Origin of the sequence: Erwinia persicina, from assembly GCF_014838825.1 — a bacterium.
GTDB classification, from domain to species: domain Bacteria; phylum Pseudomonadota; class Gammaproteobacteria; order Enterobacterales; family Enterobacteriaceae; genus Erwinia; species Erwinia persicina_A.
Genome location: NZ_JACYMO010000001.1, coordinates 687,930 through 714,520 on the forward strand (window position 1 = coordinate 687,930; position 26,591 = coordinate 714,520).

The following is a 26,591-nucleotide window of genomic DNA, read 5'->3' on the forward strand; positions in this document are numbered from 1 at the left end:
AGGAGAAAATTAAACACGGCCTAATCATAACGGGAGAAAAAATGGGATTTCTTGGCTGGACGGCGGCCACCGGCGGGCTGCTGTTACTGATGTCGCTGGCCTCAGGCTGGATAAGTCGTGGCCCGGTCACTTCGTTCGCACTTTATCTGATTGCCGGGATCCTCTGCGGCCCCTGGGTACTGGACCTGCTGCGGATTGATATCGCCGCCCACGCGCATCTGGCAAAAAATCTGACGGAAATTGCCATGGCCGCCTCACTGTTTATCACCGGACTCAAGCTGCGCCTGCCCCTGAACAGCCCGGGCTGGCGAATGGGGGTGCGGCTGGCGTTTCCCGCCATGCTGCTGACGGTGGCAGGCGTGACGCTGGCCACGCATTTTCTGGTCGGTTTCTCCTGGCCGCTGTCGCTGGCGTTTGGCGCCATCGTTGCGCCGACCGACCCGGTGCTGGCCAGCCTGATCTCGGTTAACGACGCCCGCGACGACGATAACCTGCGCGTCTCACTTTCCAGCGAGGCCGGGCTGAACGACGGCACCGCCCTGCCGCTGCTGATGCTGGCGGTGGCCCTGCTCGCCGGCGGTGCAGAGATGTCCTGGTCGTTTATCAGCCACTGGGCGCTGAAAGATGTCCTGTGGGCGGTGGCAGGCGGCAGCGCCATCGGTTTTGGGCTGGGCAGGCTGATTGGTCAGTACGCCTCACATCTGAGACACACGCATCAGGATGTCGCCCCCAATGACTTCCTGGCGCTGGCGCTGATCGCCCTCAGCTACGCCATTGCGCAGTCGCTGGATGCCTCCGGTTTTCTGTCGGCCTTTGCGGCAGGTGTCGGCCTGCGTCGCGCCGAGATGCGCGTGGTGCGGCATTTCCCGACAGAAGAGTTCCAGGAGAGTGACTACCATCCCCCTGCGGAGGAGCTGGTAAACCCTAATGCGCGCCATCAGACCGACCAGACCCATCCGGCGCGCTCGGCGGGGCTGGTGGTCAGCGATGCGCTCTCTTTTGGCGACACCATTGAACGCCTGTTTGCGGCGGCGATCATTATTGTTCTGGGGGTAACGCTGGCACAGCACTGGAACACCACCGGGCTGTGGATGGCCGCGCTGCTGTTTTTTGCCATTCGCCCTCTGTCGGTGTGGCTGTCTACCGTCGGCACGCCGGCTCCTGCCCTGCAGCGGGCCACTATCGGCTGGCTCGGGATCCGCGGTATCGGCAGCATAAACTATATTGCCTGGGCCTATACGCACGGTCTGGCGGGTGCCGACGCCGCGCGCATGGCCGATATGGCCTTTACACTGATCGTGGCCAGCGTGGTGGTGCACGGCATCTCCGTCACGCCGTTAATGAACTGGCGTCAGTCCCGCCTGCAGCGGAAGTGACGCCGTCGGTCACGCCTGTTCGTTGCCCGGACGCTGATAAGCCGCAGGCCGGGTCAGGTAGGTTTTCAGAATGTTGTGTTTCACCAGCAGGTAAATAATGCCGATAAACACCAGCACCTCTGAGAACACCAGCGCACAGGCCGCGCCGATTGCACCAAACTTCCACGCCATCAGGCAGCAGAACGGAATGTTCGCGGCACCGACGATAAACATCAGATACATACGCTGCTTTGCCAGGCCATGCGGGATAAGGATCTGCAGGCCTGCCGGGTAGCTGATGTTACCGAAGATAAAGCCGCACACGGCAATACGCAGCACATCCGCTGACTCATGAAACGCCGGGCCAAGCAGCAGCCGTACGACAAAGTCCGCGAAGAAGAAGGTGAAGACCACGATAAATACGCTCAGACCAAACGACAGGCTGATGCTTTTACGCGTGGCCGCGACCGCAGCGGCGCGATCCTTATGAAAAAGATGGCTGACTCGCGGGAAGAAAGCATTACCGATCTGTTCCGGCACCGAGTTCGCAGCCTTCTTCAGACGATCGGACCCGTTGTACAGCCCCACCATATAGGTGTTGGTCATGCTGGCCAGGATCAGCACGTTGATGTTGTTGAAGAGGTTGGCCCCCAGAATAGACATAAAGACGTGCAGGCTGTCTTTCGTGCGCTGCAGGATCTCCCCGGGTTCAAAGCGATACGCCCCGATCACGCGCATTTTGACCACAAAAGTCAGCGTAATGATCGCCGTGACAAACGCCACCACACCGGGCACCAGCGCCGCCAGCCACGTATCCTCGGGTGATTTGACCAGCAAAAAGGTCAGCGGGATTGACGTCAGCTGCCCGACGGTGGAAATCACTGCGGTTTTACCGAGCTTTTCAAAGCCCTGCATCAGCCAGCCAAAAGAGAGCAGCTGCCCGTACAGCACCGTTGAGTTAGCAAGGGCAATAAAGAACAGCGCGTGCCAGGCGGGATTAAGCCAGGTGACGACCAGCAGCACCGCCAGCGATGCGGTACCCAGCAGCAGTTTGGCATTGAATGTCGACCAGAATAGCTGGGTAACGCGTTGCTTATCGTCCCGATGCTGGGCAATATCCTTGGTGGTATAAATGTTAAATCCCCAGTCAGAGATCGTGCTGCAGTACATCACGCAGGCTAACCCCAGCGCCAGCAGTCCCATATGTTCAACGCCGAGAACGCGAGCCAGATAAGGCAGCGTTGCCAGTGGAATGATAAATGAGGCACCGCGATACGCCAGCAGCGACAGTACATTAATTAACAGCGTTTTATCGATTACTTTAGCCATCAGCCCCTGACCTTTAAAAAAAATCCCTTCATGCTTTGCGTAGACTCCGCTTTATCCTGAGCAGATTAGAGTACAATTCCGGCCGTCTTAACAGCAGCCAGTTGGCTGCCCCCCCTGGTTTCAGATTTTTCCCGAAATAATCAATGGCGTGATGCACATATTGCGGCACGGACCCTCCGCTGGAAAGCGACAGGTGGATCATCAGCTTAAAGGAGTGAATAAGATATAAGCGTCGTAACTCGCTGCGGTCGTCGAGATCAGCCGTCAGTTTAATCATTTTTTCATAGGACTGTATAAAAGCATCATAACGCTGACGGAAATACCCTTCCGTTTTAACCCCCTGGGTTAACGACCCGCGACGCAGCCGCTGCCGGTAATAGACATTTTCACTGACAAACGCGACTCGGGTCCGCAGAAAAGCGTCGAGCGTGTAACAATGGTCCTCATGAACCCGCTCTATATATTTCAAATTAAATCTGTCTATGATTTCTTTTTTCAGAACATAATTCCAGCTGGCCGAGGTGTAGGCCCCCTTGCGCAGCAGATGGCGAAATACGGTTTGCGAAGAGGACAGTCCCGACAGCGTATGCTGTACTTTCGGCCAGCTGTCGTCCGGGTTGCCATCGGTGAAAATCTCCGAGTTAAAACAGAACAACTCCAGTGCAGGATACTGCACCACCCGTGCGGAAAACTCCGTATAAAATCCTTCACAAACAACATCATCCGGATCACAACAGAAAACATACTCTCCGCTAGCGAGGTGAATGCCGTGGTCACGTGCCCGTCCCGCTCCGCCATTTTCCACGCTGACGATCCTGACCCGTGGGTCATTACCAAAGCGTGCCTGAATGCGGGCCAGCGTATTATCGGTCGAACCGTCATTAACAATAATTAATTCATTTGGCGCTGGTATTTGTGCCAGCAGTGAATCGACACATTCAACAATATAATTCTCTACGTTATACGCAGGGATAATTACTGACAGCAGTTTTCGCGTCATCACATTCGTCTCGCCATTTCAGATTTGGTTTTAATTAACACCAGAAAATAATAAAAAACAACGACGGGTGACGCCCGGCATAGCGTTTAGGATAAAACTTACCTCTTGGGGAAAATTTCATAAGATAAATTTAAACAAGATATAAAATGACACAAATAAATATTCAGAAAAAATAAAATTAAACGAACAGTAAACACCACTTTATTTAACGCCAATTATTTACAGGCTCTTAATTTAATCTTAATGTTCCTTGTTTTCGCCTGTTGATTTAATTCTGACAGCGCACGAAGATGAACAATGAATCAACGGCCGATGAGATCGAGAGAAATCGCAGAAAAATAAATGTCATTCTGTAACCCCTCCCCAGGGATTTTCTTAATGAACAGCACCTGTATTTAACCGGCAGCGCGGGGAATAGCGATGAAAAACGTGATGTTAGCGATATACCCGGCATTCAGCAAAGAACGGCGGGGTGAACAACGCTGAAATAGCTGTTTACGTTTGCTTTTTCAGCCTGCCGCGTTGTGCCCCTGCTGGCCGGCACGCGGCAGGCTGAAAAAGCAGACCACTCTGATTGAAAAAATGGTTAACCCTTTGAAAAAGTCACCTTCCGGCCACGCTACTGACTCCCGCCCTCTTCATCGGCGGAACGGGTCGATCGCTTACTTTTTTCATCCTTTCGGTGAATATTCCGCCAGGCGCGTTGGTATTTATTACTGTTCGTAACATTCTGTGGTCGTTTCCGGCGTGAGTGATAAAAGCTCCTGATAAGTTAACCCCTGCTAACCAAAAAAAGTCAGAAATCAGAACTGCATCAAAGCCCGATCGTCCACCAGGCCCTGCTGTCAGGCATTTGTGCTAGCCTTTTACAGAATTCAGGCGACAGAAACGATCCATCCGGGCGATTAAAATATGAAGATTTCTGACAGTTTCCGTCATCATTTCATTAAAGACGTGTTGATACCCCTGACCTTTGTTTTACTGCTGACGTCCGCTGCAGGTATTTCCACGCTGCTGTGGGCCACATCACGGGCTAACCAGGATGAAACCCGTCAGCAGCAGCAGATCGTTGACAGTGCCTTGTCGCACAGTGTCGCCGGGATGCAGAAGCAGCAGCGCAGCCTCACCCACTGGCCGCCGCTGGCAGAGCGCCTGGCACAGACGCCGCACGATCTGGGCTGGCTGAATGAAAACGTCGGGGCCTGGCTGTCCGGTATGTTTGACCATCAGCTGATCTACCTGCTGGATGCCAGCGGTCACCCCGTCTATCTGTGGGAGGATGGACGTAACGTTCCGCCTGATCGCTTTGCCCACGTCGCCTATGCGGTACGTCCCTTCCAGCAGAGCCTGACACATCGCCACAGCCCCGGGACTGCCCGCAGCGACCGGACAGGTTTTGTCCTGATTGATGACGCCCCTGCCATCGTGACGCTGGGTGAAATCAGCGCTGACGCAGCCGACAGAGGCACGTATTCCATGCTCAGTATCCGCCGGTTGGACAGCGACTGGCTGCAATCCCTCGCCCGGCGCGGTCTGCTCCACGATCTGCGTTTTACACCCCGGGTCGTCCCGGCAGGCACCCCTGGCTATTTTACTTTGAAGACGCCGCAGGGAGTCCCCATCGGCAGTCTGGCATGGACGGCAGACCGCCCCGGAACCCGCATGCTTGAGGTTCTTGCACCGGCCATGGCGCTGGTCCTGTTGGTGATTGTGCTGATCTCTGTGGTGATGATCCGGCGGCTGTGGCTCTCCTCCATGCGGCTTTCCGACTCCCTGCTGCAGCTGGGTGCCAGCGAAGCCCAGGCACAGCACCTCGCTTTTCACGATGTCCTCACCGGGCTGCCAAACCGGGCGCTGGTGGATGAGCGGCTTAACCAGGCGCTGGTGCATCTGCCCCGCCAGCAGGAGAAACTGGCCCTGCTGCTGCTGGATCTTGACCGCTTTAAAACGATTAATGATACCTATGGTCATCAGGCCGGGGATGAGCTGATCGTCGAAGTGGCGCACCGTCTGAACGGGCTGGTACGCCATCGCGATACAGTAGGCCGCCTGGGCGGCGATGAGTTTGTCATTATTCAGCAAGACATCACCACCTCACGGGAAACGCATCTGCTCTGCCAGCGCATTATTGACGCACTGAACCGCCCCTTTACGCTGCTGGGCAATGAGACCTGGATCGGCGTCAGCATTGGCGTGGTGCTGGCCCCCGACGACGCCACCGAGCGCATGGAGATGCTGCGTAAAGCTGACATTGCGCTGTATGAGGCAAAAAATCAGGGACGCGGACAGTACCGGATATTTGAACACGTCATGGATGAATCACTGAAAACGCGCCAGCAAATTGGCGCTGACCTGCGGCTGGCGTTGCAAACCCGACGCGATCTCAGCGTACATTACCAGCCGCTGGTAGAGATCAGCGGACAGCGGATCGTCGGCTTTGAGGCACTGGTGCGCTGGCAGCATCCGGTGCAGGGCATGATTTCCCCTACCGAGTTTATCCCCATTGCCGAAGAGATGGGGATTATCGCCCCGCTGGGAGAATGGGTACTGCGCGAAGCCTGCCAGACAGCGCGCCAGTGGCCCGACCTGACCCTCGCCGTTAACGTCTCTCCGCTGCAGTTCCGCGCGCCCGGATTCGTTGAGCGTATCAAGGCTATCGTCAGTAAAGAGCAGGTTTCCCCTTCACGTATCGAACTGGAAATCACCGAGGGCGTGCTAATTGACGATGAAAAGAGGGCAAAAGGCATCATCGACGACCTGCGGGCGGCAGGCTTTCGTATTGCGCTGGATGACTTCGGTACCGGCTACTCCAGCCTGAATTATCTCAGCCATTTTTCCGTGGATAAGATCAAAATTGATCGCTCCTTTACCCAGTCGCTGGGTATGAGCGGTAACGCCGCCGCAGTTATCGAATCCGTCGTCAGACTGGGGCATGCGATGGGCCTGACGGTTACAGCTGAAGGAGTGGAAAATCGCGGGCAGATGAAAGCCCTCGCCCGGGCCGGGTGTAACCATCTCCAGGGCTATCTGTTCTCTGAGGCGGTTCCCCGGGAGCAGATAGCCGGGCTGGTTAACCCGCGAGAAGCCAGCTGAATCAGGTCGGGAATGAAACGGGCCGGCGTTCCGGCCCGCGATATCAGAAGAAGCCGAGCGGTTCGATGCTGTAGCTGATCAGCAGGTTTTTAGTCTGTTGATAGTGATCGAGCATCATTTTATGCGTTTCGCGGCCAATCCCTGATTTCTTGTAGCCCCCGAAGGCGGCATGCGCCGGATAGAGGTGATAGCAGTTGGTCCACACGCGCCCTGCCTTAATGGCGCGCCCTACGCGATAGGCACGGTTAATATCGCGCGTCCACACCCCCGCTCCCAGGCCGTAGATGGAGTCGTTGGCCATGGCGATGGCTTCTGCTTCATCGTTGAAAGTGGTAATCCCCACTACCGGCCCGAAGATCTCCTCCTGAAACACGCGCATGCTGTTATTTCCCTTCAGCAGGGTCGGCTGGATGTAATATCCACCAGCCAGATCACCTTCCAGTTTTTCTACGCCGCCGCCGGTGAGGATTTCCGCCCCCTCGTTCTGCGCAATCTCAAGATAAGAGAGGATTTTGTCAAACTGCTGCTGCGAAGCCTGTGCGCCCACCATGGTATCGGTATCCATCGGGTCGCCGCGCCTGATGGTTTTGACCCGTTTCATCACCGCAGCCATAAAGGGTTCATAAATCGACGCCTGTACCAGCGCGCGTGATGGACAGGTACAGACTTCCCCCTGATTGAGAAAGCCCAGCACCACGCCTTCTGCCGCTTTTTCAATAAATGACGGCTCCGCCTGCATAATATCTTCAAAGAAAATGTTCGGTGACTTCCCGCCCAGCTCAACGGTAGACGGGATCAGATTTTTTGCCGCCAGCTCAAGGATATGCCCGCCGGTTGCGGTTGAGCCGGTAAAGGCCACTTTGGCAATGCGCGGGTGAGAGGCCAGCGCCTCCCCGGCTTCGCGCCCGAAGCCGTGGATGACATTCAGTACGCCTGCAGGCAGCAGGTCGCCGATCAGCCCGACGAACAGCGTGATCGACAGCGGGGTCTGCTCGGCCGGTTTCAGTACCACGCAGTTGCCTGCGGCCAGCGCCGGTGCCAGCTTCCACGCGGCCATCAGCAGCGGGAAGTTCCAGGGAATAATCTGTGCCACCACGCCCAGCGGTTCATGAAAATGATAAGCCGCAGTAAACTCATCAATCTCCGCTGCCGTCCCCTCCTGGGCACGCAGGCAGCCAGCAAAATAGCGGAAGTGATCCACGGCCAGCGGCAGATCGGCCGCCAGCGTTTCGCGCACCGGTTTGCCGTTATCCCAGGTCTCATTGACCGCCAGCATCTCCAGATTCTGCTCCAGACGGTCAGCAATTTTCAGCAGCGTGAGAGATCGGGACTGGACCGACGTTTTTCCCCACGCGTCAGCGGCGGCGTGCGCAGCATCCAGCGCCTTTTCCACGTCATCTTTATCGGAGCGCGGAAAGTCGCCAATTACCGACCCATTGACCGGTGAGGTGTTGGTAAACCAGGTGCCGTTAACCGGCGGCGTAAACTCGCCGTTGATGTAGTTACCATACTGTGACTGCAGGGTAATCAGAGACTCTTTACTGCCCGGATATACATAGCGCATCATCGCTCTCCTGTTAAAGAAATCGCCGTGGCGAACTAAATGTTAACAATAAAATAACTCATTATTAACATTATCAATAACGGTGAGCATGTCAGATTGCCGGGCCGTAAACTGTGACGGCATCGAAAGGAAAACGGCATTTTAGCCCAGCGCTGTGAGGCAGCGCACAGGGCCACTGCCGCAGGCGCACGGCAGGGCCGCAGCATCACGCCCGCTGAGCGACGGGCTGCACCTGCTGCCAGAAATCACCTAATAACCGGGCCGGCCACTGCGGTACCGGCTGCGCCGTCATCAGGCGGGCAACCTCAACCTCACTCAGGCTGTTCTGCAGGCAGGCGGTCATAATCTCAGGGGTGAATTCGGGATGAAACTGCACCGACAGCGCCTGGGCGCTATAGCGGATAATCTGACAGCCGTCCTGCGGCGAACGGGCCAGCACCTGCGCGCCCACCGGCGGCGTCAGTACCGACTGGCGGTGTGACAGCCAGGCGGTGAACCGATCGGGAAGTGCCGACAGCAGCGGGTCCTGCCGCATCCTCGCATCCCCTGTCACCCTTACTGCCCCCCGTTCCCAACCCGCCGGGTTATCCCCGACGTTGCCCCCCAGGGCATAAGACATCAGCTGATGTCCGTAACAGACGCCCAGCAGCGGCAGCTGCTCTGCTACGGCATGCCGCACCCAGGCCGCCGTTCGCTCACTCCAGTCGGCGCGATCGGTCACCATCGCCCAGGAGCCGCTGAGGATGGCGGCAGAAATCGCGTGCACATCGGGCAGAGCCTCCCCCCGATCCGGACGGACGACAATATAGTCACTGGCTGACAGCTCCAGTGCCGCCACAAACCACTGCGCCTGCTCGCCGACGCGCGCGCTGACCGCCCCGGGCGGTGATTCAAGCTGAATAATGGCTAAAGGAAGTCTCGCTGTCATCGTAATCTGTCCTCAGATCGCTGCGGGGCCGCTTACCCCGGCGACGATCATGGCAGCTTACCGCCGCGCTGTCTCATAACATTTTCTTGTATTGTCTTGATAACCCACCGGCTTCCCGCCCGCCTCTGCGCCACCGGCGGCGAAAAAACTGTGCAGTTCCGCGCCTCATCCGGCGATTTTCATGCCATGATTATCAGGACTACTTCGTTTGCTAAGGACTTTGCGGTGGCTTTGCGTCATTTTTTACTGATTTTGCTGGTGGTGTCTATCTGGGCCTTTAATAACATCGCCATTAAATGGGGGCTGCTCGACCTGCCGCCCCTGCTGATGATTACCCTGCGCTTTGTGGTGGTGGCCCTGATTCTGGTGCCCTTCACTCGCATCACCCGTCAGCAGCTCTGGTATCTGATGCCGCTGGGTTTCACCTTCGGTTTTATGCACTTTTCCCTGCTGTTTGTCAGCCTGAAGTATACCGATGCCGGCACCGCGGCGGTGATCGTCCAGCTGGGAACCCCAATCGCTATGCTGCTGGCCATGGTGATCCTGAAAGAGAAGCTCCGCCTGATCCAGCTGGCAGGCATCGCCCTGTCCCTGAGCGGCGTGGTGGTGCTGGCAGGCAGCCCGACCATCCCTAACATCTGGATATTCCTGATGCTGATCCTTAGCGCCTTTGGCTGGGCAATCAGTAATCTGATTGTTAAAAAATCACCGCCCATCAGCCCGTTAACCCTTACCGGCTGGCTGTCGTTTTTTGCCATTCCGCTGGTGGCTCTTGCCTCGTGGATGACCGAATCAGATCAGCTTCATCTGCTGCTACACTCTTCATGGCGGGGCTGGTTTGGCATTCTGTTCAGCGCCATTGGCTCGTCCATCGTGGCGTACTCCCTGTGGTACAGCCTGCTGAAACACTACAACGTCAACCTGATTATGCCTTACTCACTGCTCACCCCGGTGCTGGCCGTTATCATGGGCGTGGTGGTGCTGGGGGACAGTATGAACGGCTACAAGGCTATCGGCGCGCTGCTGGTGATTGCCGGGACGGCCATTGCGGTGATTAACCTGCGCAATCTGAAGATGCACGCCCGTCTGTCACGCTTTCGCTTTGACCGTCAGCGGAAAACAGGCCCCCGTTCCTGACCAACGACCAAGGAGAGCCGAATGGATCATCGCCTGACCACTGCCCTGTGGCAACAGCTGTGGCACGGGCTGCGTAACAGCAGCACGCCCCTGCCTGAACTCCGCTTCACCGGCGAGCGGGCACTGGTCTCCGCTTACCCGGTCAGCGAACTGGCTGCCACCAGCGTCGGCCTCGCCGCGCAGGCTACCGCCAGCCTGATCGGGGCGGCAGCTACCGTGACGGTCGACGGCACGCTGGCCTCGCGCTGGTTTCAGCAGGCTCTGCGCCCGGTTAACCGCCCGTCCCCGCCCCTGTGGGATCCTTTTGCCGGGGACTACGCCACGGCGGACGGCTGGCTGCGCCTGCACACTAACGCCCCGCATCACCGGGCGGCGATGGAGCAGGTATTGGGCCGACACGCCAGCCGTCCGCGGCTGGCTGCCGCCGTAGCCACATGGAATAAAAGCGATCTGGAACAGGCAGTGGTGGATGCAGGCGGCTGCGCCGCCGCCCTGCGCAGTTACAGCGAATGGCAGCAGCATCCGCAGGGGCAGAGCGTCAGCCGGGAATCGCTGATCGCACAAACGCTGCAGGCCTGCGGCCCGGCCCCGGCGTGGCGTCTGCCGGCGGCACGGCCGCTGCTCGGCGTGCGCGTGCTTGACCTGACGCGGATTATTGCCGGTCCGGTGGCCACCCGATTTCTGGCCGGGCTGGGGGCAGAGGTGCTGCGCATTGACCCACCCGGCTGGCAGGAACCTTCCCTGGAGGAAGAGATCACCCCCGGAAAACGCTGTGCCCGCCTCGATCTGAAAACCGCCGACGGCCGCCGCCAGTTTGAGCAGTTACTCAGCCAGAGCGATGTGCTGGTTCACGGCTACCGCGCTGATGCACTGAGCCAGCTGGGTTATGACAGCGAGGCGCTGCAGCAGCGGAAGCCGGGGCTGGTAGAGGTCAGCCTGAACGCCTGGGGCTGGACCGGCCCCTGGCGCGACCGGCGCGGATTTGACAGCCTGGTGCAGATGGCCTGCGGCATCGCCGGGCGCGGCCGCCTGTGGCAGGGCAGTGATGCCCCCGTGCCGCTGCCGGTGCAGGCGCTGGATCACGCAACCGGCTATATGATGGCCGCCGCCGTGCTGGAGGGATTACGTCAGCGTCTGCTGCACCGCACCGGTTTTACCGCCCGCCTGTCGCTGGCGCGTACCGCCTGCCTGCTGACCGATGCGCCTTATCCGCAGGACGCACGGCCTGCCGGTCTCGGGCCGCGCCTGCCGCAGGACGACGACCCGGAGGCGCTGATTTCTCCATGGGGTATCAGCTACCGGCTGCGCTCGCCGTTCTGGCTGCCCGGCACCCCGCTGGCCTGGTCCCGCGCCCCTTCCCCGTTCGGCTCCGCCCCGCCCGCCTGGCGCTGATGTCCGACCGGCTGACGGATAAAAAAAGGCCGCCCCGGTGAGGAGCGGCCTGTTTAATGCGCACAACAGCCGTTATTCCGGCGTGCCCTGTGCCTCATCTTCCAGCTCGTCACGCATCGCCTGGATGGCCTCACGGCTGATGGCGGCAAGCGTGCGGTAAAACGCCGTTTCTGCATGCGCCTCAACCTTGCCGAGGAAGGCACCTACCCACGGCATCAGGAAATGATCAAACAGCTGGATCTGCGCCTGACTCTCATCCTCTTCTGACTGATCTTCCAGCCAGGACGCAGCCAGCAGCAGCGCGCCAATATGGTCGGCAGGCGCGTCGGTCAGTGGCATTCCACGCTGGCCGAGGAAGGCGCGGACATCAGCCTCCTGCGGGCCATTCTCCCACTGCGACGCATACGGCGACACCTGGCATTCAGGCCCGACAAACAGCGCATTGTAATCAGCGGCCAGCAGAGCGGGATCGCTGTGCTGCTGCAGGCGGGTTAACAGCTCATCCTGCTCCAGCGGCCAGTGCTGCTGTAACTTTCCTTCACGCAGAAGGGTGAACAGCGGCACCAGCAGCGGGTCCTGAGGCTGGCGATTATACAGCGAGCCCAGAATGCGGCAGATGATGGAAAACTCATTCATGTCTTTCAGTTCCGTTAGGGGTTATGTGTGACAGTGTCACATATCAGCAAATTCGGGAATCTTTCTGCCGGTGCGCAGGGTTAAAAAGTCCAGCAGGCGGCGCGGCGTGACATTTAACACGCGATCCTCGGGAAAATCCACCTCGCGCATAATGCGCAGGCAGTGATCGAAGTTACCGAGGGTGAATGCGGTGTGCGAATCCGAGCCCAGGGCCAGGCGTCCCCCGGCGTCGCGCACCGCAGCGGCCACCGCGCGGCAGTTCGGTTCACTCCCGAGACGGGAGGTGGTAAAGGAGGAGTTATTCAGCTCCAGCGCCACGTCGTACTTCGCGGCGGCTTCGGCCACCGCCTGAATGTCGATCGGGTATTTCGGGTTGCCCGGGTGGCTGATGATATGCACCAGACCGTTCGCCATCGTGGCGATCATCGCTGCGGTATTGGTCGCCTTATCCTGCGGGGCCAGCACCGGTTCGTGGAAGCCGGCAACGATAATATCAATCGAGTCCAGCATCGGCCCGCTGCAGTCTATCTCGCCCTGAACATTTTTAATATTCGCCTCAATGCCGCGCAGGATGCCAACGCCGTCGACCACGCGCGGCCAGACTTTCATATTAACGAAGTGCCAGTAGTGCGGGGCATCGGCCATATCCGGGCCGTGGTCGGTGATCGCCAGCAGCTTTACGCCACAGGTCTGTGCCTGTAAAACGTAGTCACGTAGCGTACTGTAGGCATGGGTACTGGCGACGGTGTGCATATGCAGGTCAACGGGGTACATGAGTTCTCTCCTTTTATTTAATAGCCACGGCTGATATCCACGCGCCCCGGTGGCATTTCGCCACGCTCGCATCGCAGTACCGCCTGCGCAATGTAGTCCATAGCTTCGTCGGGTAAGGTTACAGCCGCATTATGCGGCGTGATGGCGATATCCGGATGCGACCAGAACGCATGTTCCGCCGGGAGCGGCTCATGGTTAAAGACGTCCAGCGCGGCGGCGCTGACCTCTCCGGCCTCCATCGCTGCCAGCAGATCGGCCTCCACCAGATGCGCCCCGCGCGCCAGGTTCAGCAGGAATGCGCCGGGTTGCAGCTGGCTGAGAAGCGCCCGGTTCAGAATACCTGCCGTCTGGGGCGTATTTGGCAGCAGGTTAATCAGGACCCGGGTGGAAGAAAGAAACGCGCCCAGCCCCGCCTCCCCGTGGAAGCTGGTGACGCCATCGATCTGCTTGGGTGAGCGACTCCAGCAGCTAACCGGAAAGTCCCACGCCAGCAGGCTCTGCGCCACGCTACGGCCCAGCACCCCGGCCCCCAGAATGCCGATGGAGAAATCACTGCGGCTGCGGTTAGGCAGAGGGTGCCAGAGCGTTTCATTTTTCTGTTTCTGATATTCAGGAAAGCGGCGGAACCAGCCGAGCACGTGATACACGGCGTACTCCTGCATCTGACGGCCCATGCCGGTATCCTCCAGGCGGAACAGCGGCACGCCCGGCGACAGCATATCGGGATTTTCCCGCAGCTGACCAAGGATATCGTCCACCCCTGCCCCTAGCGCAAATACGGCTTTCAGCTTGCGCCCCGCCAGCATCTCCACCGGCGGCTGGCGCACCAGCGCGTAATCAGCCGGGGCGTTGTCACCGGGCTGCCACGGGCGGATCCGGGCATGGGGTAACCGCTGCTGCAATCCGTTGATCCAGGTTTCTGCCTTAAAGAACGGATGATAAAAAATGATATCCACGTTTTTTCTCCTGTTTTTCTGTTTATGGTAGAAAACCGCGCAGCTGGCAAGTGAAATCTGGGGCAGCGGTCTGCCCCGGTCTGGTTAGCGGTGTTCAACCTGTTGGATCAGACGACGTAAGAAAGGGATCAGGCACACCAGCAGCAACCCAGTCGCGGCGCTGCCCCAGCCCAGCAGGCTGAAGATATGGCTGTAGCCCGGGTTGGTGAGCAGCGGCGTGCTGCCGCTATTTTCCGGCATCAGCGCGGAGACGTGGCCCGACAGCACTGACGCCACGCCGGTGACCATCATCCAGCAGCCCATCATCATCCCCTGATAGCGTGGCGGAGCCAGCCTGCCGATCATCGCGTAACCGATGGGTGAGATCAGCAGCTCACCGATGCTCTGCAGGACGTAGCTGATGACGATCCATTTGAACGCCACAATGCCATCGCCCCCCGCCAGCGCAATACCCAGCGGCAGAACCAGCATACCAAGACCAATGAAGAATAAAGAAGCAGAGAACTGTAGCGGAATATCAATGCGCCATGCGCGTTCACGCAGGTTACGGAACAGCAGCGCCAGCAGCGGCCCGCCGATAACAATCACCAGCGTATTGATATTCTGTACCCACTGCGGAGCCACACGAATGCCCCAGACGTTGAGGTTGATATTGTGTTCGGTGAACAGCATCAGCCCCATCGGCGCCAGCTGATACAGCGTCCAGAACACCAGTGAACCGAGCGCCAGGATCAGGTATGCGCCCATCCGGCGCTGCTCGTCGCGAGGCCGGTGGCGCAGCGTGGTCAGGCACAGCAGCAGAAATATCGCCGCCCCCAGCACGAGGACAAAGGTTCCGGTAAAGCCCGCGTGGTTGAGCATCAGCCGGATTGTCGGCACCAGCAGGAGCAGCACCGCCAGCCCGCCGAGCATCCGCCAGCGGAACTGACGCGGACTGGCCTGGAGCAGCGGGGTATTGATATCAGCAAGGATTTTCCAGCACAGCAGCGAGATCACAATGGCAACAGCATTACCGACGGTGGCAAACAGGAACAACGCCTCATAGTGTTCACTCAGCTGGAAATAGCCCGCACCGGTAAACCCGAGGAAGAACCCGAGGTTCATCCCGGCGTAGTTCCACAGGAAGGCGCTCTCACGGCGGTTATCTTCCGGTCTGAAACGCTGGGTCAGCATCATGTTGATGCAGGTGACATTCAGGCCGCTGCCGGTGAGGAACATCGCCAGCCCCCAGTACAGCCCTTCGGCGCTCTGCCCGGAGAGTGTCCAGCAGCCTGCCACCTGAAGCACCATGCCCAGCACGAACAGATTGCGGTTGCTGAGAAAACGCCCTCCCAGATAGCCACCAAACAGATGTAACCCGTAGTTAAAGGCGCCAAATACGCCCATCATGGTATTGGCCTGCCCTTCACTGAACCCTAATCGCTTAGTGGCGTACAGCACCAGGCTGGAATACAGCACGGCAAAGCCCATGGTGGCGAAGATTTGAATAAAGAACAGCGCACCGGTTCCGCCCGGCACGCGCTGTTGGGGTATAGGGTTGGACTGCTCCACAACTAACCTCAGTATTTCCTGCCAAATGAAGCGGATCATTATGCACCTTTTCACCGTCCGGGGCGGCACGGATAGGGGGTAAAGTGGGGATTGATCGGTGCTACTGCCGTTTAAATCAGCAAAGTGGTGTAAAACTGACTAAACGCACACATTTTTCTGGAATGACGGTTGACCGCACCGGGCCTTATCCCCTACATTAGCGCCGGTCAGCAGTCCCGGCTGTGGCAACAATATGGTGAGGTGTCCGAGTGGCTGAAGGAGCACGCCTGGAAAGTGTGTATACGGCAACGTATCGAGGGTTCGAACCCCTCTCTCACCACCATATTTCAAGAGAATGCCTGAGCGAAAGTTCAGGCATTTTTTTTGCCTGTGGCACGGCCAGAGAGGGCGTGAAGAACTCTCGCAAGGGTTCGACAAAACGGCAGGACAGCCGTTTTGCACAGCCGCAGGCTGCCCGCAGGGCGAGCGCCAGGGATGGCGCGCGTGAGCCCCCTCTCTCACCACCCTATTTCAAGAGAATGCCTGAGCGAAAGTTCAGGCATTTTTTTTGCCTGTGGCACGGCCAGAGAGGGCGTGAAGAACCCTCGCAAGGGGTCGACAAAACGGCAGGACAGCCGTTTTCAGGTTAGTTTTATCATTCCGGTTAACCCCAATAAAAGGTATATTGGAACGCTAAAAGAAGTCGTAAAATATAAATGAGCGTTTATGAATCAAACGGTGTATCTCGTTGATGATGACGAATCCATCATCACCGCCCTGCGAAACCTTCTGAGCTCAGAGGGCTATTCAGTATCCGCTTTTATGTCCCCTGACGAATTTTTATCCCAGCCTCAGTACCACACCCCATCCTGCCTGATTGTTGACCTGAATATGCCCGGTCCTGACGGCTTTGACGTCTCCCACAGCCTCACCGCACGGGGTTACACCATCCCCACTATTTTCCTCACCGGGTTCGGCACCATTCCGATCACCGTCAGGGCAATGAAAGCCGGTGCATTCGAATTCCTCACCAAACCGGTCATGCCTGACGAGCTGCTGAACGTGGTGCGTGACGCCCTGCAGCTGGCTGAGAAAAGCATGACCGCTTCACAGGAAAAAGTGGGACTCACCGGGCGCTTTCACTCACTGACGCCCAGGGAGAAAGAGCTGATGCAGTGGGTTACGCGTGGATTACTCAACAAGCAGATCGCCGCAGAAATGGGCATCAGTGAGATCACGGCGAAAGTGCATAAGCGCAGAGTCATGGATAAAATGCAGGTGCGTTCGGTGTCAGAACTGGTTCGGGCGGCCGAAAAGCTGAACCTGTTTCAGGACGAATAACCTGCCCCCAGGCCATGATAAAGCCGCCCGTCCCGGCGGCCTGTCGCTCAGAGTCATTGCGCCCTGTTCAGCGGCAGCGTAAACCAGAACAGACTACCGCCACCGGGCCGGTTTTCCGCACTCAGGACGCCACCGTGGCGTTTGATGATCTCATGACTGATGGTCAGCCCCACGCCCATCCCTTCCGCTTTAGTGGTGTAGAAAGAATCAAATATTCTGCCGATCACCTCGTCTGACATCCCGGTGCCGTTGTCAGCCACCTCAATGCGGATCACCTCCCCGCCGGGGTTAGACGAAGCCAGCCGCAGGGTGCGCGGCCCCGGATTATCCGACATAGCCTCAATCGCGTTAATCACCAGATTCAGCAGCACCTGCTGGAGCTGAACGCTTTCGCCGATGACCTCGTCGGTTTCGGCGTTGAATTCCAGCTCCAGTGACACGCTGCGCCGCTCAAGCTCCAGCCGTGACAGGCTCAAGATATCCCGGGCCAGCAGGTGCAGCCTGGTTGGGGAAAAGGCTGACTGACTGTTCCGGGTCAGCGCCTGCAGTCCACGAATGATCTCCCCGGCGCGGCGGCCTTCTTTGATGATTTCTTCCAGGCTCTGGCTGGCGTTTTCAAGGTGCAGCGGGTCGCGTTTCAGCCAGCGCAGGCTGGCACCCGCATTAGCGACAATCGACATCAGCGGCTGATTAATTTCATGGGCAATCGAGGAGGTCAGCTGCCCCACCGTAGTGGCGCGGGCGACGCGGGCCAGCTCCGCCTGGGCGATTCTGACGGCGTTTTCAGCGTGACGCTGTGCGGTGATGTCCGTCAGCGTGCCAAAGAACTCCGCCACCTCGGGCCAGTTTTCGACAGGTTCACCAATGCCTTTGATATAACGGCATTCACCATCATCGCGGATAATGCGGAATTCTGCCCGCATGCTGACGCCCTGCCGCACGCTGGTTTCAATCAGCTCTTTCAGACAGTCAATATCATCCGGGTGGACGCGGCGCTGGAACTCGGCCATTGAGGTGCGGGTCTGGTCGGCCGGCAGTCCCATAATCCGTTTATATTCATCGGAAATATACTGAATATCCGGCGCAAGATGCCAGTGCCAGGTGCCGGTATGGCTGATCTTTTCACCGAGCATTAACGAGGTCTGGCTGGCACGAAGCTGTTTCTCGACTTTGCCGCGCTGTATATTTTCATCAACCAGGTCGGCATACAGCAGGGCATTTTCCAGCGAAACAGCGGCCTGCGCACCCAGCATGGCAACAATCCGCGAATGCTCGGCGGTAAACACATCCGGCATCAGGCGGTTTTCCAGATACAGCACGCCTACCATCTTCCCCTGACGGAACATCGGTACGCACATCACCGCCGCGCCGGAGGCGACCAGGTAATTATCCTGACTAAAGGGGCTGAACACGTCCGGTTTACCGGTGCGAATTTCCTGTCCGGTACGGATCACGGCAGATAACACGGACAGCGGCAAATCCGTCGCCACCGGCAGCTCCTTCACCCTTCGGACCCGCACCCCGTCGACGGTGCTCGACGCCCTGGCCTGAATCTCCGGTATATTGCCCCCGGTCAGGCGGATCAGCAGGCAGTGCTGTGCCCCGGCCCGTTCAACCAGCATCACCATCAGGGTGTGGATCAGGCGATCGAGATTAATTTCTTCCGTCAGTGCCCGCATGGCCGTAACCATGCTCTGCATATCGCTCATCGCCGCGCTTTGTTCAAAGGTGACCGTATTGAGCGCGGTGTGGGCCGGCTGCCGGGCGAGATCAGGGTAGCGCGTTTCCAGCTGGCAGACTTTCGCCCCCGCCCCCCAGCGCTCCCACGCGGACAGAGCCCCTCTCAGATAGGCCCCGGCGGCAAAGGTCATGCCACGGGCCTGTGCCTGCCGCGCCGCCAGCTCAAACGCCAGGCCGTTGATATGGTGGAACTGCTCCTTGCGCGACAGCTCAATGGCTTTTTCATACTGCTCCATCGCCTGCTGAGGCTGCTGCTCCAGCCTGGACAATTCCGCACGCAGTAACGCTTCTTTGTCAGCAAAGGTTTTCTCGTTCTCACAGGACCAGAGAGCGATTTTATCCAGATGACGCATCAGTCCCTGACGGTCGTCTTCACTGAAATCTGCAGGCTCCAGTGGAATGGTGCGCGACAGCGCACTGTAAAGATGAAAGTCGAGCATATGGACATGCCCGGGGATCAGCCCGGTAAAGGGCTCCGCCTCGGTAAAGCAGCGGCAGGCAGCCTTATATTCCCCGGCAAAAAAGTGTGCCATCCCTTTGTACAGGTGCGTCCAGAACTGCATCAGAAACACCGGTTCAATGGCATTTTTCCGCTGCACGCCGCTGAGAACGGGCACGGTAAACGCCTCGCCTGAGAATGGCTCTCCTGACGGTTTACGCAGGAACATCACATAGTCCAGCTGCATACCCAGAATCACTTCCACATCGCGATAGTGCGCTTTGTGGGCATACACCATGCTGCGGGTAATGGAGGTATGTACGCCATCCAGATGATCGCCGCGCGCCAGGTAATTCATGGTGATGTGGCGCAGTGCCAGGCATGCAGAGGTACGGTCCCCGGTTTCAACAGCAACATCAAATGTCGCTCTGGCGCACTCAATGGCATAGGTCAGCGGCATGGTCCAGATGCTGACCTGATCCAGCGGCAGCAGCGTGCGGGCTTTATAACGGACAAAGTCATGTTTATCTACCAGTTCCCTGGCCAGCAGTGCGCTGGCAAATCCCCGGCTGTACTCGTCGTAGCGGTCGCCGCATACCACGCCATACCAGGCCAGCGCCAGAGTAGACGCGCCGCTGATCCCGCGGGCCAGAGTCATATGCAGCAGCCGGCACAGGATCATAAATTGCAGACGCGGGCAGGTAAAGGCGGCGAAGGTACTGGCGCTGGCCAGCAGATCCATTATCGCTTCGGTCTTCTGACAGGTCAGGCGCGGGAGGGAACGAAAGCGGGTGTAGGGGTTTTTCCCCACATCCTCTTTCAGTCTGAGCCTGGCGTCATCACAGTCGGCTTTGTCGGGGTGGCGAGACATCTCAATACCAAACACGGCTAACCAGGCCAGCGCCGTTTCCAGCGCCCGCTGGCTGTCAGACTGCCGCATATGGATTTCGGCGATCAGACTGGCCGCATCGGCTTTATCGATAACGTCACCGGGTGAGGCGAGAATTTTTGCGCTGACCCCCAGCGCCGCAGACAGATTACCGTTCAGAAACTCACACTCCGCTTCTTCCAGCAGAAACACCCCACGCTCTTCTGCCCCCGCCTGGCCGTACAGCCCGTGTGAGGCTCGGATAAAACGCAAGGCTGAAACGGCGTCACCGCCGATCCTCGCCTGCCTGCTGGCGCTGAGGAGTAACTGCGCGAAACGTCCTGTATCTGGGGCTAGCCGCGCCCTGTTCTTGAGGGTAATAACGTGATGCGCAGCCCTGAAAAGCGTGGTGTGGTGCTTATCCTGGCAGTAAGCGAGCAGGTAATACCGGGCCGCAGCACGGTGAAAGTGCTCCTTGTCCTCAGCGGAGAGTAACCCGCGCGCGGCGTCACAGACGCTGGCGTGCATAAAGGCGTAGTGGCTTCCGGTAAGGGAAAGCAGCCTGGCGTTCACTGCCGGCAGCAGGGTTGACGTGATGCCCCTGAGCGGAAGACCAAGGATACTGACGGTGACGTCAAGCGTCCCACTACTGCCGCTGCAGGCTAACTGGCCCAGCAGGCGGCGTGCCGCGTCGGGGAGTGCTGCAAGGTGCGGTAAGACATCTGCCGCAACGTTAGCGGCATAGTGGGCCTGTCTGAGTGCATTAAAATCGTAGGTCCATTTAAACGGCGCACGCCAGACAATATGATTGTCCTGCAGGGCCTGCTGATAAAACGCCCGCGTCGCCAGAGGGTTACCTGCCGTTTTTTCATAAATTATTTGCGCCAGCTCCACCGTCTCCTGGCTGCGCGAATGGAACAGTCTGGCCAGCCAGCGCGCAATACATCCGGCGGAAAGCGGCTGCGGGGTAATGTCGCTGATGCGGCTGGCGGCCGTGCGGATACGTTCAAGACTGGCATCGACGGCCGGACAGGGTAAGGACAGATTATCCCGGTGCGCAATCACCAGCAACAGGGGGATATCGTCACTCGACTGCAGCAGATCCTGCAGGAGCTGAAAGGTGGCCTGATCCGCCCAGTGAACATCATCAATGACGATCACCAGCGGCCGCAGGGGAGCCGTAAAGGCCTTGACGAGGCTGCATGCTGCCAGATTTAAGCGTTTCCGGGCGTCCGGGGAGTGCGGATCGTCGTCGACGACCGCCGCCTGGTTCAGCAGGATGCCAAGTTCGGGCACCAGGCCGATCGCCTGTCCGGCGTAGTCGCCCAGCAGGCGGGTAATATGCGACTTCCAGTGCGCCATCGCCTCTGACGGCAGGCCCAGCAGGTGCAGGACGAGGTTTCTGCAGGCAGAGATGAAAATAGCATAAGGTAACACGGGAGAATGCTGGTCTGCCCTCACCGCCGTCAGTAAAGCTTTTTTCTGCAGCAGGCCTTTGACAGCCGACGCCATCAGGGCCGTTTTTCCTGCGCCTTCCGACCCGCAGATGGCCACCAGCTGGTGTTTACCGCTGCTACTGACGCGGTCAAACGCCGCCAGAATCTCACCGGCCTGGGGGTGATCGGTAAACAGCGTATCGGCTGACAGTGTGGAGGGTTGCGCATCCTGCAAGCCCAGCGGGAAGGGTTCAAGGCTGCCGTCAGGCTTGAGGTTGGACTCGCAGCGCCGGAGATCGGCCAGCAGTCCTTCAACCGTCCGGTAACGCTGTTCAGGCGACTTAGCCAGCAGCCGCATCACTATCGACGACAGGACGTCTGGCACCTCCTGGCGCAGCCGGTGGGGCGGCAGTGCCTCGGAGGCAATATGATGGTGAACCCACTCTGCCAGCCCTCCCCCGGCGCTGCCGTAGGGTAACTTGCCGGTCAGTAGCTCATAAAGCACGATACCGAGGCTGTAAAGATCGCTGCCCCGGGAGACGCGATGTGCCGTGCGCGAGGTATGCTCAGGTGACATGTAAGCCAGCGTACCGCCGCTGACCGGCATCCGGGTCTGCTGCAGAAGATCGGCTTCCAGGGAGGCCAGCCCGAAGCCCCCGAGACGGACGCTGTTGTCTTCGTCTAAAAAAAAGTGACAGGGTTTAATATCGCCGTGTACCAGCCCCTGCTGATGCAGCATGCTGAGTGCCTGACACAGCATCCCCGCCCTGCGGAAAAACGCCTGCAGGCTGCCGGGCGTGCGGCTGACGCTGTCTGCCAGCGTACGGTAGGGAAAGGCGGTATACATCAGGGCGTAGCGTCCCTGATATAAGGTGTGCCGGAACGGCTTCAGCGACCACGCCGGGGATAATTTGCTGCGCAGTGAAAATTCATTTTTCAGCAACGGGGTCACCGGCAACACCGCCTCTTCCCGGGCCGCCGTGGCCAGCACGAAAACCTCCTCTGTCAGAGGGTGACGGGCATGTAACCATTCGACGTTCCCTTCCTGCGCCAGCGGGGTGAAGATCATCTCTTCGCTGAGCGTGAAGCCCGCATCATCGGCGCTGTTCAAAGAGAGCAGAAGCGAACTCACAGACGCGCTGTCCGGGTGGAAAATGCCTGACGGACCTGTTCGAATAACGCATCAATATCAATGGGTTTTTGCATAAAAGTCATTGCTCCCAGCGCAATTGCCTCGCGGTGCATTTCGTCATTACCGTTGCCGGAGATAATAATCCCCGCGGGATTTTGCAGTTGCCTGTTCAGCTCACGGAATAAACCGAGCCCTGACATACCGCTGAGCTCAACGTCAATAATAAATAATGCCGCATCTTCAAGCGCCCCCCGATCGCACAGCAGGGCTTCAGCCGAAGCAAATGACCGGGTCAGGTACCCCTCAGACTGCAGTAAATTGGTCAAGCCACTGCGAACAGAACCTTCATCATCGATAACGACAATGCGCTGCGACAGCTTCATGCTGTTTTCCTTAATGATTTACCACTCCCTGAGGCGCATCCTTAGGAGGTTTTGTCATCCGACGGCGGGGGGGTGCCGCTGATTTTAGGTACGCACTCCTGGCGGAACCAGGCCAGGGTCACCGGCTGGCGGTGGATCAGTCGCCGGCACAGTGGAATAACCTGTTCGCCGACCAGCATACCAAACAACCCCAGCAACGCAATCACCGGCGGCGCAGGCGAATTCACGTCGATCACCGCATAAACAATACCGGCGAGGATGCCCGCGGAAAACGAAACAATATAGGTTTTAAGCATCATCAGCCTGCCTGCTTCACGTCAGGTTGCGGGGAGAGCGCCTGTTGCTCCGCCACGACCGGCAGACGGGTGGTCGCCGGAACAGCCGCCGTGGCATCATGGTAAAGCAGTTTAGTGCCCAGGGTGCTGCCGACGATCATGCCGAGTAAGCCCACCAGGGCAACCGCAGGCGGTGCCGGAGAGCAGACCCTGAGCAGCGCATACAGCAAGCCAATCAGTACGCCCGCCCCAAGAGAGAGGAATAAAGGACTCACAGAGCCTCCTTAGTTAAACGGGCGGCTTCATCACTGAGCCGCCCGCGGGACAGATTAGCGAACCGGCGCAGGGACCGGGGCCAGCGTACGGTGCTCGCTCTTCTGGCGGGAAGGCGCTTTATGTACCATGGTGTAGGCATAATCCACGCCAATACCGTAGGCGCCGGAATGCTCTTTCGCGATATCCATCACCGCGTTGTAGGTCTCTTTGTGCGCCCAGTCACGCTGCCACTCCAGCATCACCTGCTGCCAGGTGACCGGGATCACCCCCGCCTGGATCATGCGCTGCATGGCATAGTCGTGGGCTTCTTTTGTGGTGCCGCCTGAGGCATCTGCCACCATATAGATTTCGTAATCCCCTTCCAGCATCGCGCACAGGGCGAAGGTGTTATTACACACTTCCGTCCACAGGCCGGACACCACGATTTTCTTTTTGCCATTCGCTGCCAGGGCGTCACGCACTTTCTGGTCGTCCCAGGAGTTCATTGACGTACGCTCAAGGATATCCTGGCCCGGGAACACATCCAGCAGCTCAGGGAAGGTGTTACCCGAGAAGCTTTCTGTCTCAACGGTGGTCAACACGGTGGGAATATTGAAAACTTTGGCCGCTTTCGCCAGGGCCACCACGTTATTTTTCAATACCTGGCGGTCAATTGACTGCACGCCAAAGGCCATCTGTGGCTGCTGATCGATAAAGATAATCTGGCAGTTTTGCGGCGTCAGGACTTCAAGTTTGCTCTTGGTCATGTTGGTTCCCATTGAGGTTGATAGAGGTAGGTCACGAGACCGGTGTTCCGGCCTTAAGAAACGGAGTGGCTCCCCGATCGACTGCCCGGCGGTGAGCGGTCGTCGGGGCCACTGTCTGAACGCAGTGTAGGAAGCATCGACTTTTCAAACTATTATCTCTAGGTATAACTATACGAAGGTATACCTATCCTTTTGTATAACTGGACGTTTCCCTGACCTGCCGATCATAATCCCGTCACTTACTTATCCCTGCGCTTGCAGCAGGACATCTCTCTGTCTGCGGCCCTGCCGCCGCGCCAGACAGCTCCTCAGGAGGTACTATGGTTACTCTCGATAAAGCCGACATCATTCTGACCAATGGCCGTTTTCACACCGTCGATCGCCAGAATCCGCTGGCTGATGCCGTGGCGATCCGTAACGGGAAATTTCTGCAGGTCGGCACCCAGGCGGAGGTGATGCAGCATCACGGTGAAGGCACTCGCGTCATCGACCTGAAAGGCCATACCGCCATTCCCGGACTGAACGACTCTCACCTGCACCTGATCCGTGGGGGGCTGAACTACAACCTGGAGCTGCGCTGGGAAGGCGTGCCTTCCGTCGCCGATGCGCTGCGTATGCTGAAAGAGCAGGCGTTCCGTACGCCGACCCCACAGTGGGTGCGGGTAGTCGGCGGCTGGACGGAGTTTCAGTTCGCCGAGCGCCGTATGCCCACGCTGGATGAGATTAATGAAGCTGCGCCGGATACGCCGGTCTTTGTCCTGCACCTGTACGATCGTGCCCTGCTCAACCGCGCCGCACTGAGGGTTGTCGGCTACACCAAAGACACGCCCAACCCGCCGGGCGGGGAGATCCAGCGCGACAGCAACGGCAATCCAACCGGTATGCTGATTGCCCGCCCCAATGCCATGATCCTGTATTCCACCCTGGCAAAAGGCCCGACCCTGCCGCTGGAACAGCAGGTAAACTCCACCCGTCAGTTTATGCGTGAACTGAATCGCCTGGGGCTGACCAGTGCCATCGACGCCGGCGGCGGCTTCCAGAATTATCCCGAGGACTATCAGGTGATCGCCGAACTGCACGAGAAGCAGCAGATGACGATCCGCATCGCCTATAACCTGTTTACCCAGCGTCCCGGGCATGAGCTGGAAGACTTCGAAAAGTGGACCGATATGCTGACGCCAGGCCAGGGCAGCGACTACTTCCGCCACAACGGCGCCGGCGAAATGCTGGTCTTCTCGGCCGCTGACTTTGAAGACTTCCTCGAACCCCGTCCTGATCTGGCACCAGGAATGGAAGATGAACTGGAGCGCGTGGTGCGTCACCTGGTTGAGCACCGCTGGCCGTTCCGCCTGCATGCCACCTACGACGAGTCCATCAGCCGCATGCTGGACGTGTTTGAGAAGGTCAATCGCGATATCCCGTTTAACGGCCTGCACTGGTTCTTCGACCATGCCGAAACGGTGACGCAGCGTAATATTGACCGTATCAAGGAGCTGGGCGGTGGCATTGCCGTGCAGCACCGTATGGCATTCCAGGGCGAATACTTTGCCGAGCGCTATGGCATTGAAGCCACCCGCCATACCCCACCGGTAGCACGGATGCTGGAAACCGGGGTCCCTGTCGGCCTGGGAACCGATGCTACCCGCGTCGCCAGCTATAATCCGTGGACCGCCCTCTACTGGCTGGTGTCTGGCCGCACCGTAGGCGGAATGCAGATGTATGATGTCAACGCCCGCCTCGATCGCGAAACGGCGCTGATGCTGTGGACCCAGGGCAGCGCGTGGTTCTCCAGCGAACAGGGCAAAAAAGGCCAGATCAAAGTTGGCCAGCTGGCGGATATGGCGGTACTGAGCAAAGACTACTTCGGCGTGCCGGAAGAGGAGATCAAGGGCATTGAGTCCGTCCTGACCGTTGTCGACGGCAATATTGTGTACGCCGCCGGTTCATTCAGCGCTGAAGCCCCACCGCCGATCCCTGTGCTGCCGGAGTGGTCGCCGGTGGTTAACGTGCCGGGTCACTATCGCAGTGCGCCACCCGCCGCCAGAGTAGGCATGCAGCAGCAGCCCCACCAGTGCAGCGGTCCCTGCGGTGTCCACAGTCACTCACACGATGTCGCCCGGGGTGCTCGTCTGCCAGTTTCTGAGGAAAATGCCTTCTGGGGGGCGCTCGGCTGCAGCTGCTTCGCCTTCTGATGCCAGCGTAAACCCCCCTGCCTGCCACCGTCCCGCCTGTTCGCGGGGCGGTTTTTTTTATCTGCGCCT

Annotated in this window: 19 protein-coding genes and 1 tRNA gene; 7 read left to right on the forward strand and 13 right to left on the reverse strand. The window is 58.5% G+C overall.

Annotation, left to right across the window (positions count from 1 at the left end; translation table 11 throughout):
* The first annotated feature begins 41 nt into the window (after nt 1-41).
* Nucleotides 42-1,376 (forward strand): cation:proton antiporter, encoded by a 1,335-nt coding sequence (locus tag IFU29_RS03205; RefSeq protein WP_191932630.1) that lies wholly within the window; start codon nt 42-44, stop codon nt 1,374-1,376.
* 9 nt (nt 1,377-1,385) lie between these two features.
* Here the strand turns inward: IFU29_RS03205 and IFU29_RS03210 are convergent, their stop codons facing one another.
* The gene (locus tag IFU29_RS03210; protein WP_191932631.1) at nt 1,386-2,684 is read right to left on the reverse strand and encodes a flippase; all 1,299 of its coding nucleotides are present in this window, start codon (nt 2,682-2,684) and stop codon (nt 1,386-1,388) included.
* Between the two features lie 28 nt (nt 2,685-2,712).
* A complete protein-coding gene (locus tag IFU29_RS03215) occupies nt 2,713-3,684 on the reverse strand; it encodes a glycosyltransferase family 2 protein (protein WP_191932632.1) in 972 nt (323 codons plus the stop codon).
* Between the two features lie 912 nt (nt 3,685-4,596).
* Between IFU29_RS03215 and IFU29_RS03220 the strand changes: the two genes are divergently transcribed.
* Complete coding sequence (locus tag IFU29_RS03220; protein ID WP_191932633.1) at nt 4,597-6,777, forward strand: putative bifunctional diguanylate cyclase/phosphodiesterase; 2,181 nt, start codon at nt 4,597-4,599, stop codon at nt 6,775-6,777.
* Between the two features lie 43 nt (nt 6,778-6,820).
* Here IFU29_RS03220 and exaC read toward each other — a convergent pair whose 3' ends face one another.
* Nucleotides 6,821-8,341, reverse strand: coding sequence for an acetaldehyde dehydrogenase ExaC (gene exaC / locus IFU29_RS03225; protein WP_191933109.1), 1,521 nt, complete (start codon nt 8,339-8,341; stop codon nt 6,821-6,823).
* A gap of 205 nt (nt 8,342-8,546) precedes the next feature.
* Nucleotides 8,547-9,275: a glutamine amidotransferase gene (locus tag IFU29_RS03230; protein WP_342214446.1), complete on the reverse strand. Its 729-nt coding sequence runs from the start codon at nt 9,273-9,275 to the stop codon at nt 8,547-8,549.
* A gap of 219 nt (nt 9,276-9,494) precedes the next feature.
* Between IFU29_RS03230 and IFU29_RS03235 the strand changes: the two genes are divergently transcribed.
* Both IFU29_RS03235 and IFU29_RS03240 read left to right on the forward strand, forming a co-directional pair.
* Entirely contained in the window at nt 9,495-10,406 is a 912-nt protein-coding gene (locus IFU29_RS03235) for an EamA family transporter (RefSeq protein ID WP_191932635.1), read from the forward strand.
* Between the two features lie 21 nt (nt 10,407-10,427).
* The gene (locus tag IFU29_RS03240; RefSeq protein WP_191932636.1) at nt 10,428-11,798 is read left to right on the forward strand and encodes a CoA transferase; all 1,371 of its coding nucleotides are present in this window, start codon (nt 10,428-10,430) and stop codon (nt 11,796-11,798) included.
* A 72-nt stretch (nt 11,799-11,870) separates the two neighbouring features.
* Here the strand turns inward: IFU29_RS03240 and IFU29_RS03245 are convergent, their stop codons facing one another.
* From IFU29_RS03245 to IFU29_RS03260, 4 genes are all read right to left on the reverse strand, one after another.
* Nucleotides 11,871-12,434: a TorD/DmsD family molecular chaperone gene (locus IFU29_RS03245; RefSeq protein ID WP_191932637.1), complete on the reverse strand. Its 564-nt coding sequence runs from the start codon at nt 12,432-12,434 to the stop codon at nt 11,871-11,873.
* A 36-nt stretch (nt 12,435-12,470) separates the two neighbouring features.
* Nucleotides 12,471-13,208 carry a phosphatase gene (locus IFU29_RS03250; protein ID WP_191932638.1) on the reverse strand — a complete coding sequence of 246 codons (738 nt, stop codon included), beginning with the start codon at nt 13,206-13,208 and terminating at the stop codon, nt 12,471-12,473.
* Between the two features lie 17 nt (nt 13,209-13,225).
* Nucleotides 13,226-14,164, reverse strand: coding sequence for a glyoxylate/hydroxypyruvate reductase GhrA (ghrA, locus tag IFU29_RS03255; protein WP_191932639.1), 939 nt, complete (start codon nt 14,162-14,164; stop codon nt 13,226-13,228).
* Between the two features lie 84 nt (nt 14,165-14,248).
* Nucleotides 14,249-15,754, reverse strand: a complete 1,506-nt coding sequence (locus IFU29_RS03260; protein ID WP_191932640.1) for a peptide MFS transporter — start codon at nt 15,752-15,754, stop codon at nt 14,249-14,251.
* A gap of 195 nt (nt 15,755-15,949) precedes the next feature.
* On the opposite strand from IFU29_RS03260, the gene IFU29_RS03265 reads away from it, so the two are divergent.
* Nucleotides 15,950-16,037: transfer RNA gene (locus IFU29_RS03265), tRNA-Ser, on the forward strand.
* A gap of 383 nt (nt 16,038-16,420) precedes the next feature.
* Nucleotides 16,421-17,035: a response regulator transcription factor gene (locus IFU29_RS03270; protein ID WP_191932641.1), complete on the forward strand. Its 615-nt coding sequence runs from the start codon at nt 16,421-16,423 to the stop codon at nt 17,033-17,035.
* 53 nt (nt 17,036-17,088) lie between these two features.
* Here IFU29_RS03270 and IFU29_RS03275 read toward each other — a convergent pair whose 3' ends face one another.
* Genes IFU29_RS03275 through IFU29_RS03295 form a run of 5 tightly spaced genes read right to left on the reverse strand, consistent with a single transcriptional unit; the run spans nt 17,089 to nt 24,330 of the window.
* The gene (locus tag IFU29_RS03275) at nt 17,089-22,650 is read right to left on the reverse strand and encodes an ATP-binding protein (RefSeq protein ID WP_191932642.1); all 5,562 of its coding nucleotides are present in this window, start codon (nt 22,648-22,650) and stop codon (nt 17,089-17,091) included.
* Complete coding sequence (locus IFU29_RS03280) at nt 22,647-23,033, reverse strand: response regulator transcription factor (RefSeq protein ID WP_191932643.1); 387 nt, start codon at nt 23,031-23,033, stop codon at nt 22,647-22,649. Before IFU29_RS03280 ends, IFU29_RS03275 begins: the two co-directional genes overlap by 4 nt.
* Before the next feature lie 41 nt (nt 23,034-23,074).
* Nucleotides 23,075-23,329 carry a XapX domain-containing protein gene (locus tag IFU29_RS03285; RefSeq protein WP_191933110.1) on the reverse strand — a complete coding sequence of 85 codons (255 nt, stop codon included), beginning with the start codon at nt 23,327-23,329 and terminating at the stop codon, nt 23,075-23,077.
* Nucleotides 23,330-23,331: 2 nt separating this feature from the next.
* On the reverse strand, nt 23,332-23,583 hold the full coding sequence (locus IFU29_RS03290; RefSeq protein WP_191932644.1) for a DUF1427 family protein: 252 nt from the start codon (nt 23,581-23,583) through the stop codon (nt 23,332-23,334).
* Nucleotides 23,584-23,637: 54 nt separating this feature from the next.
* The gene (locus IFU29_RS03295) at nt 23,638-24,330 is read right to left on the reverse strand and encodes a hydrolase (RefSeq protein ID WP_191932645.1); all 693 of its coding nucleotides are present in this window, start codon (nt 24,328-24,330) and stop codon (nt 23,638-23,640) included.
* Between the two features lie 320 nt (nt 24,331-24,650).
* Here IFU29_RS03295 and IFU29_RS03300 point away from each other — a divergent pair, with 320 nt between their 5' ends.
* Nucleotides 24,651-26,522 (forward strand): amidohydrolase, encoded by a 1,872-nt coding sequence (locus tag IFU29_RS03300; RefSeq protein WP_191932646.1) that lies wholly within the window; start codon nt 24,651-24,653, stop codon nt 26,520-26,522.
* Nucleotides 26,523-26,591: the final 69 nt, after the last annotated feature.

What these genes read in the sequence shown, in the direction of transcription:
- exaC (WP_191933109.1), bottom strand. Translation starts at nt 8,341, where the DNA reads ATGCGCTATGTATATCCGGGCAGTAAAGAGTCTCTGATTACCCTGCAG.
- IFU29_RS03205 (WP_191932630.1), top strand. Translation starts at nt 42, where the DNA reads ATGGGATTTCTTGGCTGGACGGCGGCCACCGGCGGGCTGCTGTTACTG.
- IFU29_RS03250 (WP_191932638.1), bottom strand. Translation starts at nt 13,208, where the DNA reads ATGTACCCCGTTGACCTGCATATGCACACCGTCGCCAGTACCCATGCC.
- IFU29_RS03245 (WP_191932637.1), bottom strand. Translation starts at nt 12,434, where the DNA reads ATGAATGAGTTTTCCATCATCTGCCGCATTCTGGGCTCGCTGTATAAT.
- IFU29_RS03300 (WP_191932646.1), top strand. Translation starts at nt 24,651, where the DNA reads ATGGTTACTCTCGATAAAGCCGACATCATTCTGACCAATGGCCGTTTT.
- IFU29_RS03210 (WP_191932631.1), bottom strand. Translation starts at nt 2,684, where the DNA reads ATGGCTAAAGTAATCGATAAAACGCTGTTAATTAATGTACTGTCGCTG.
- IFU29_RS03280 (WP_191932643.1), bottom strand. Translation starts at nt 23,033, where the DNA reads ATGAAGCTGTCGCAGCGCATTGTCGTTATCGATGATGAAGGTTCTGTT.
- IFU29_RS03220 (WP_191932633.1), top strand. Translation starts at nt 4,597, where the DNA reads ATGAAGATTTCTGACAGTTTCCGTCATCATTTCATTAAAGACGTGTTG.
- IFU29_RS03285 (WP_191933110.1), bottom strand. Translation starts at nt 23,329, where the DNA reads ATGCTTAAAACCTATATTGTTTCGTTTTCCGCGGGCATCCTCGCCGGT.
- IFU29_RS03260 (WP_191932640.1), bottom strand. Translation starts at nt 15,754, where the DNA reads ATGATCCGCTTCATTTGGCAGGAAATACTGAGGTTAGTTGTGGAGCAG.
- IFU29_RS03295 (WP_191932645.1), bottom strand. Translation starts at nt 24,330, where the DNA reads ATGACCAAGAGCAAACTTGAAGTCCTGACGCCGCAAAACTGCCAGATT.
- IFU29_RS03270 (WP_191932641.1), top strand. Translation starts at nt 16,421, where the DNA reads ATGAATCAAACGGTGTATCTCGTTGATGATGACGAATCCATCATCACC.
- IFU29_RS03215 (WP_191932632.1), bottom strand. Translation starts at nt 3,684, where the DNA reads ATGACGCGAAAACTGCTGTCAGTAATTATCCCTGCGTATAACGTAGAG.
- IFU29_RS03240 (WP_191932636.1), top strand. Translation starts at nt 10,428, where the DNA reads ATGGATCATCGCCTGACCACTGCCCTGTGGCAACAGCTGTGGCACGGG.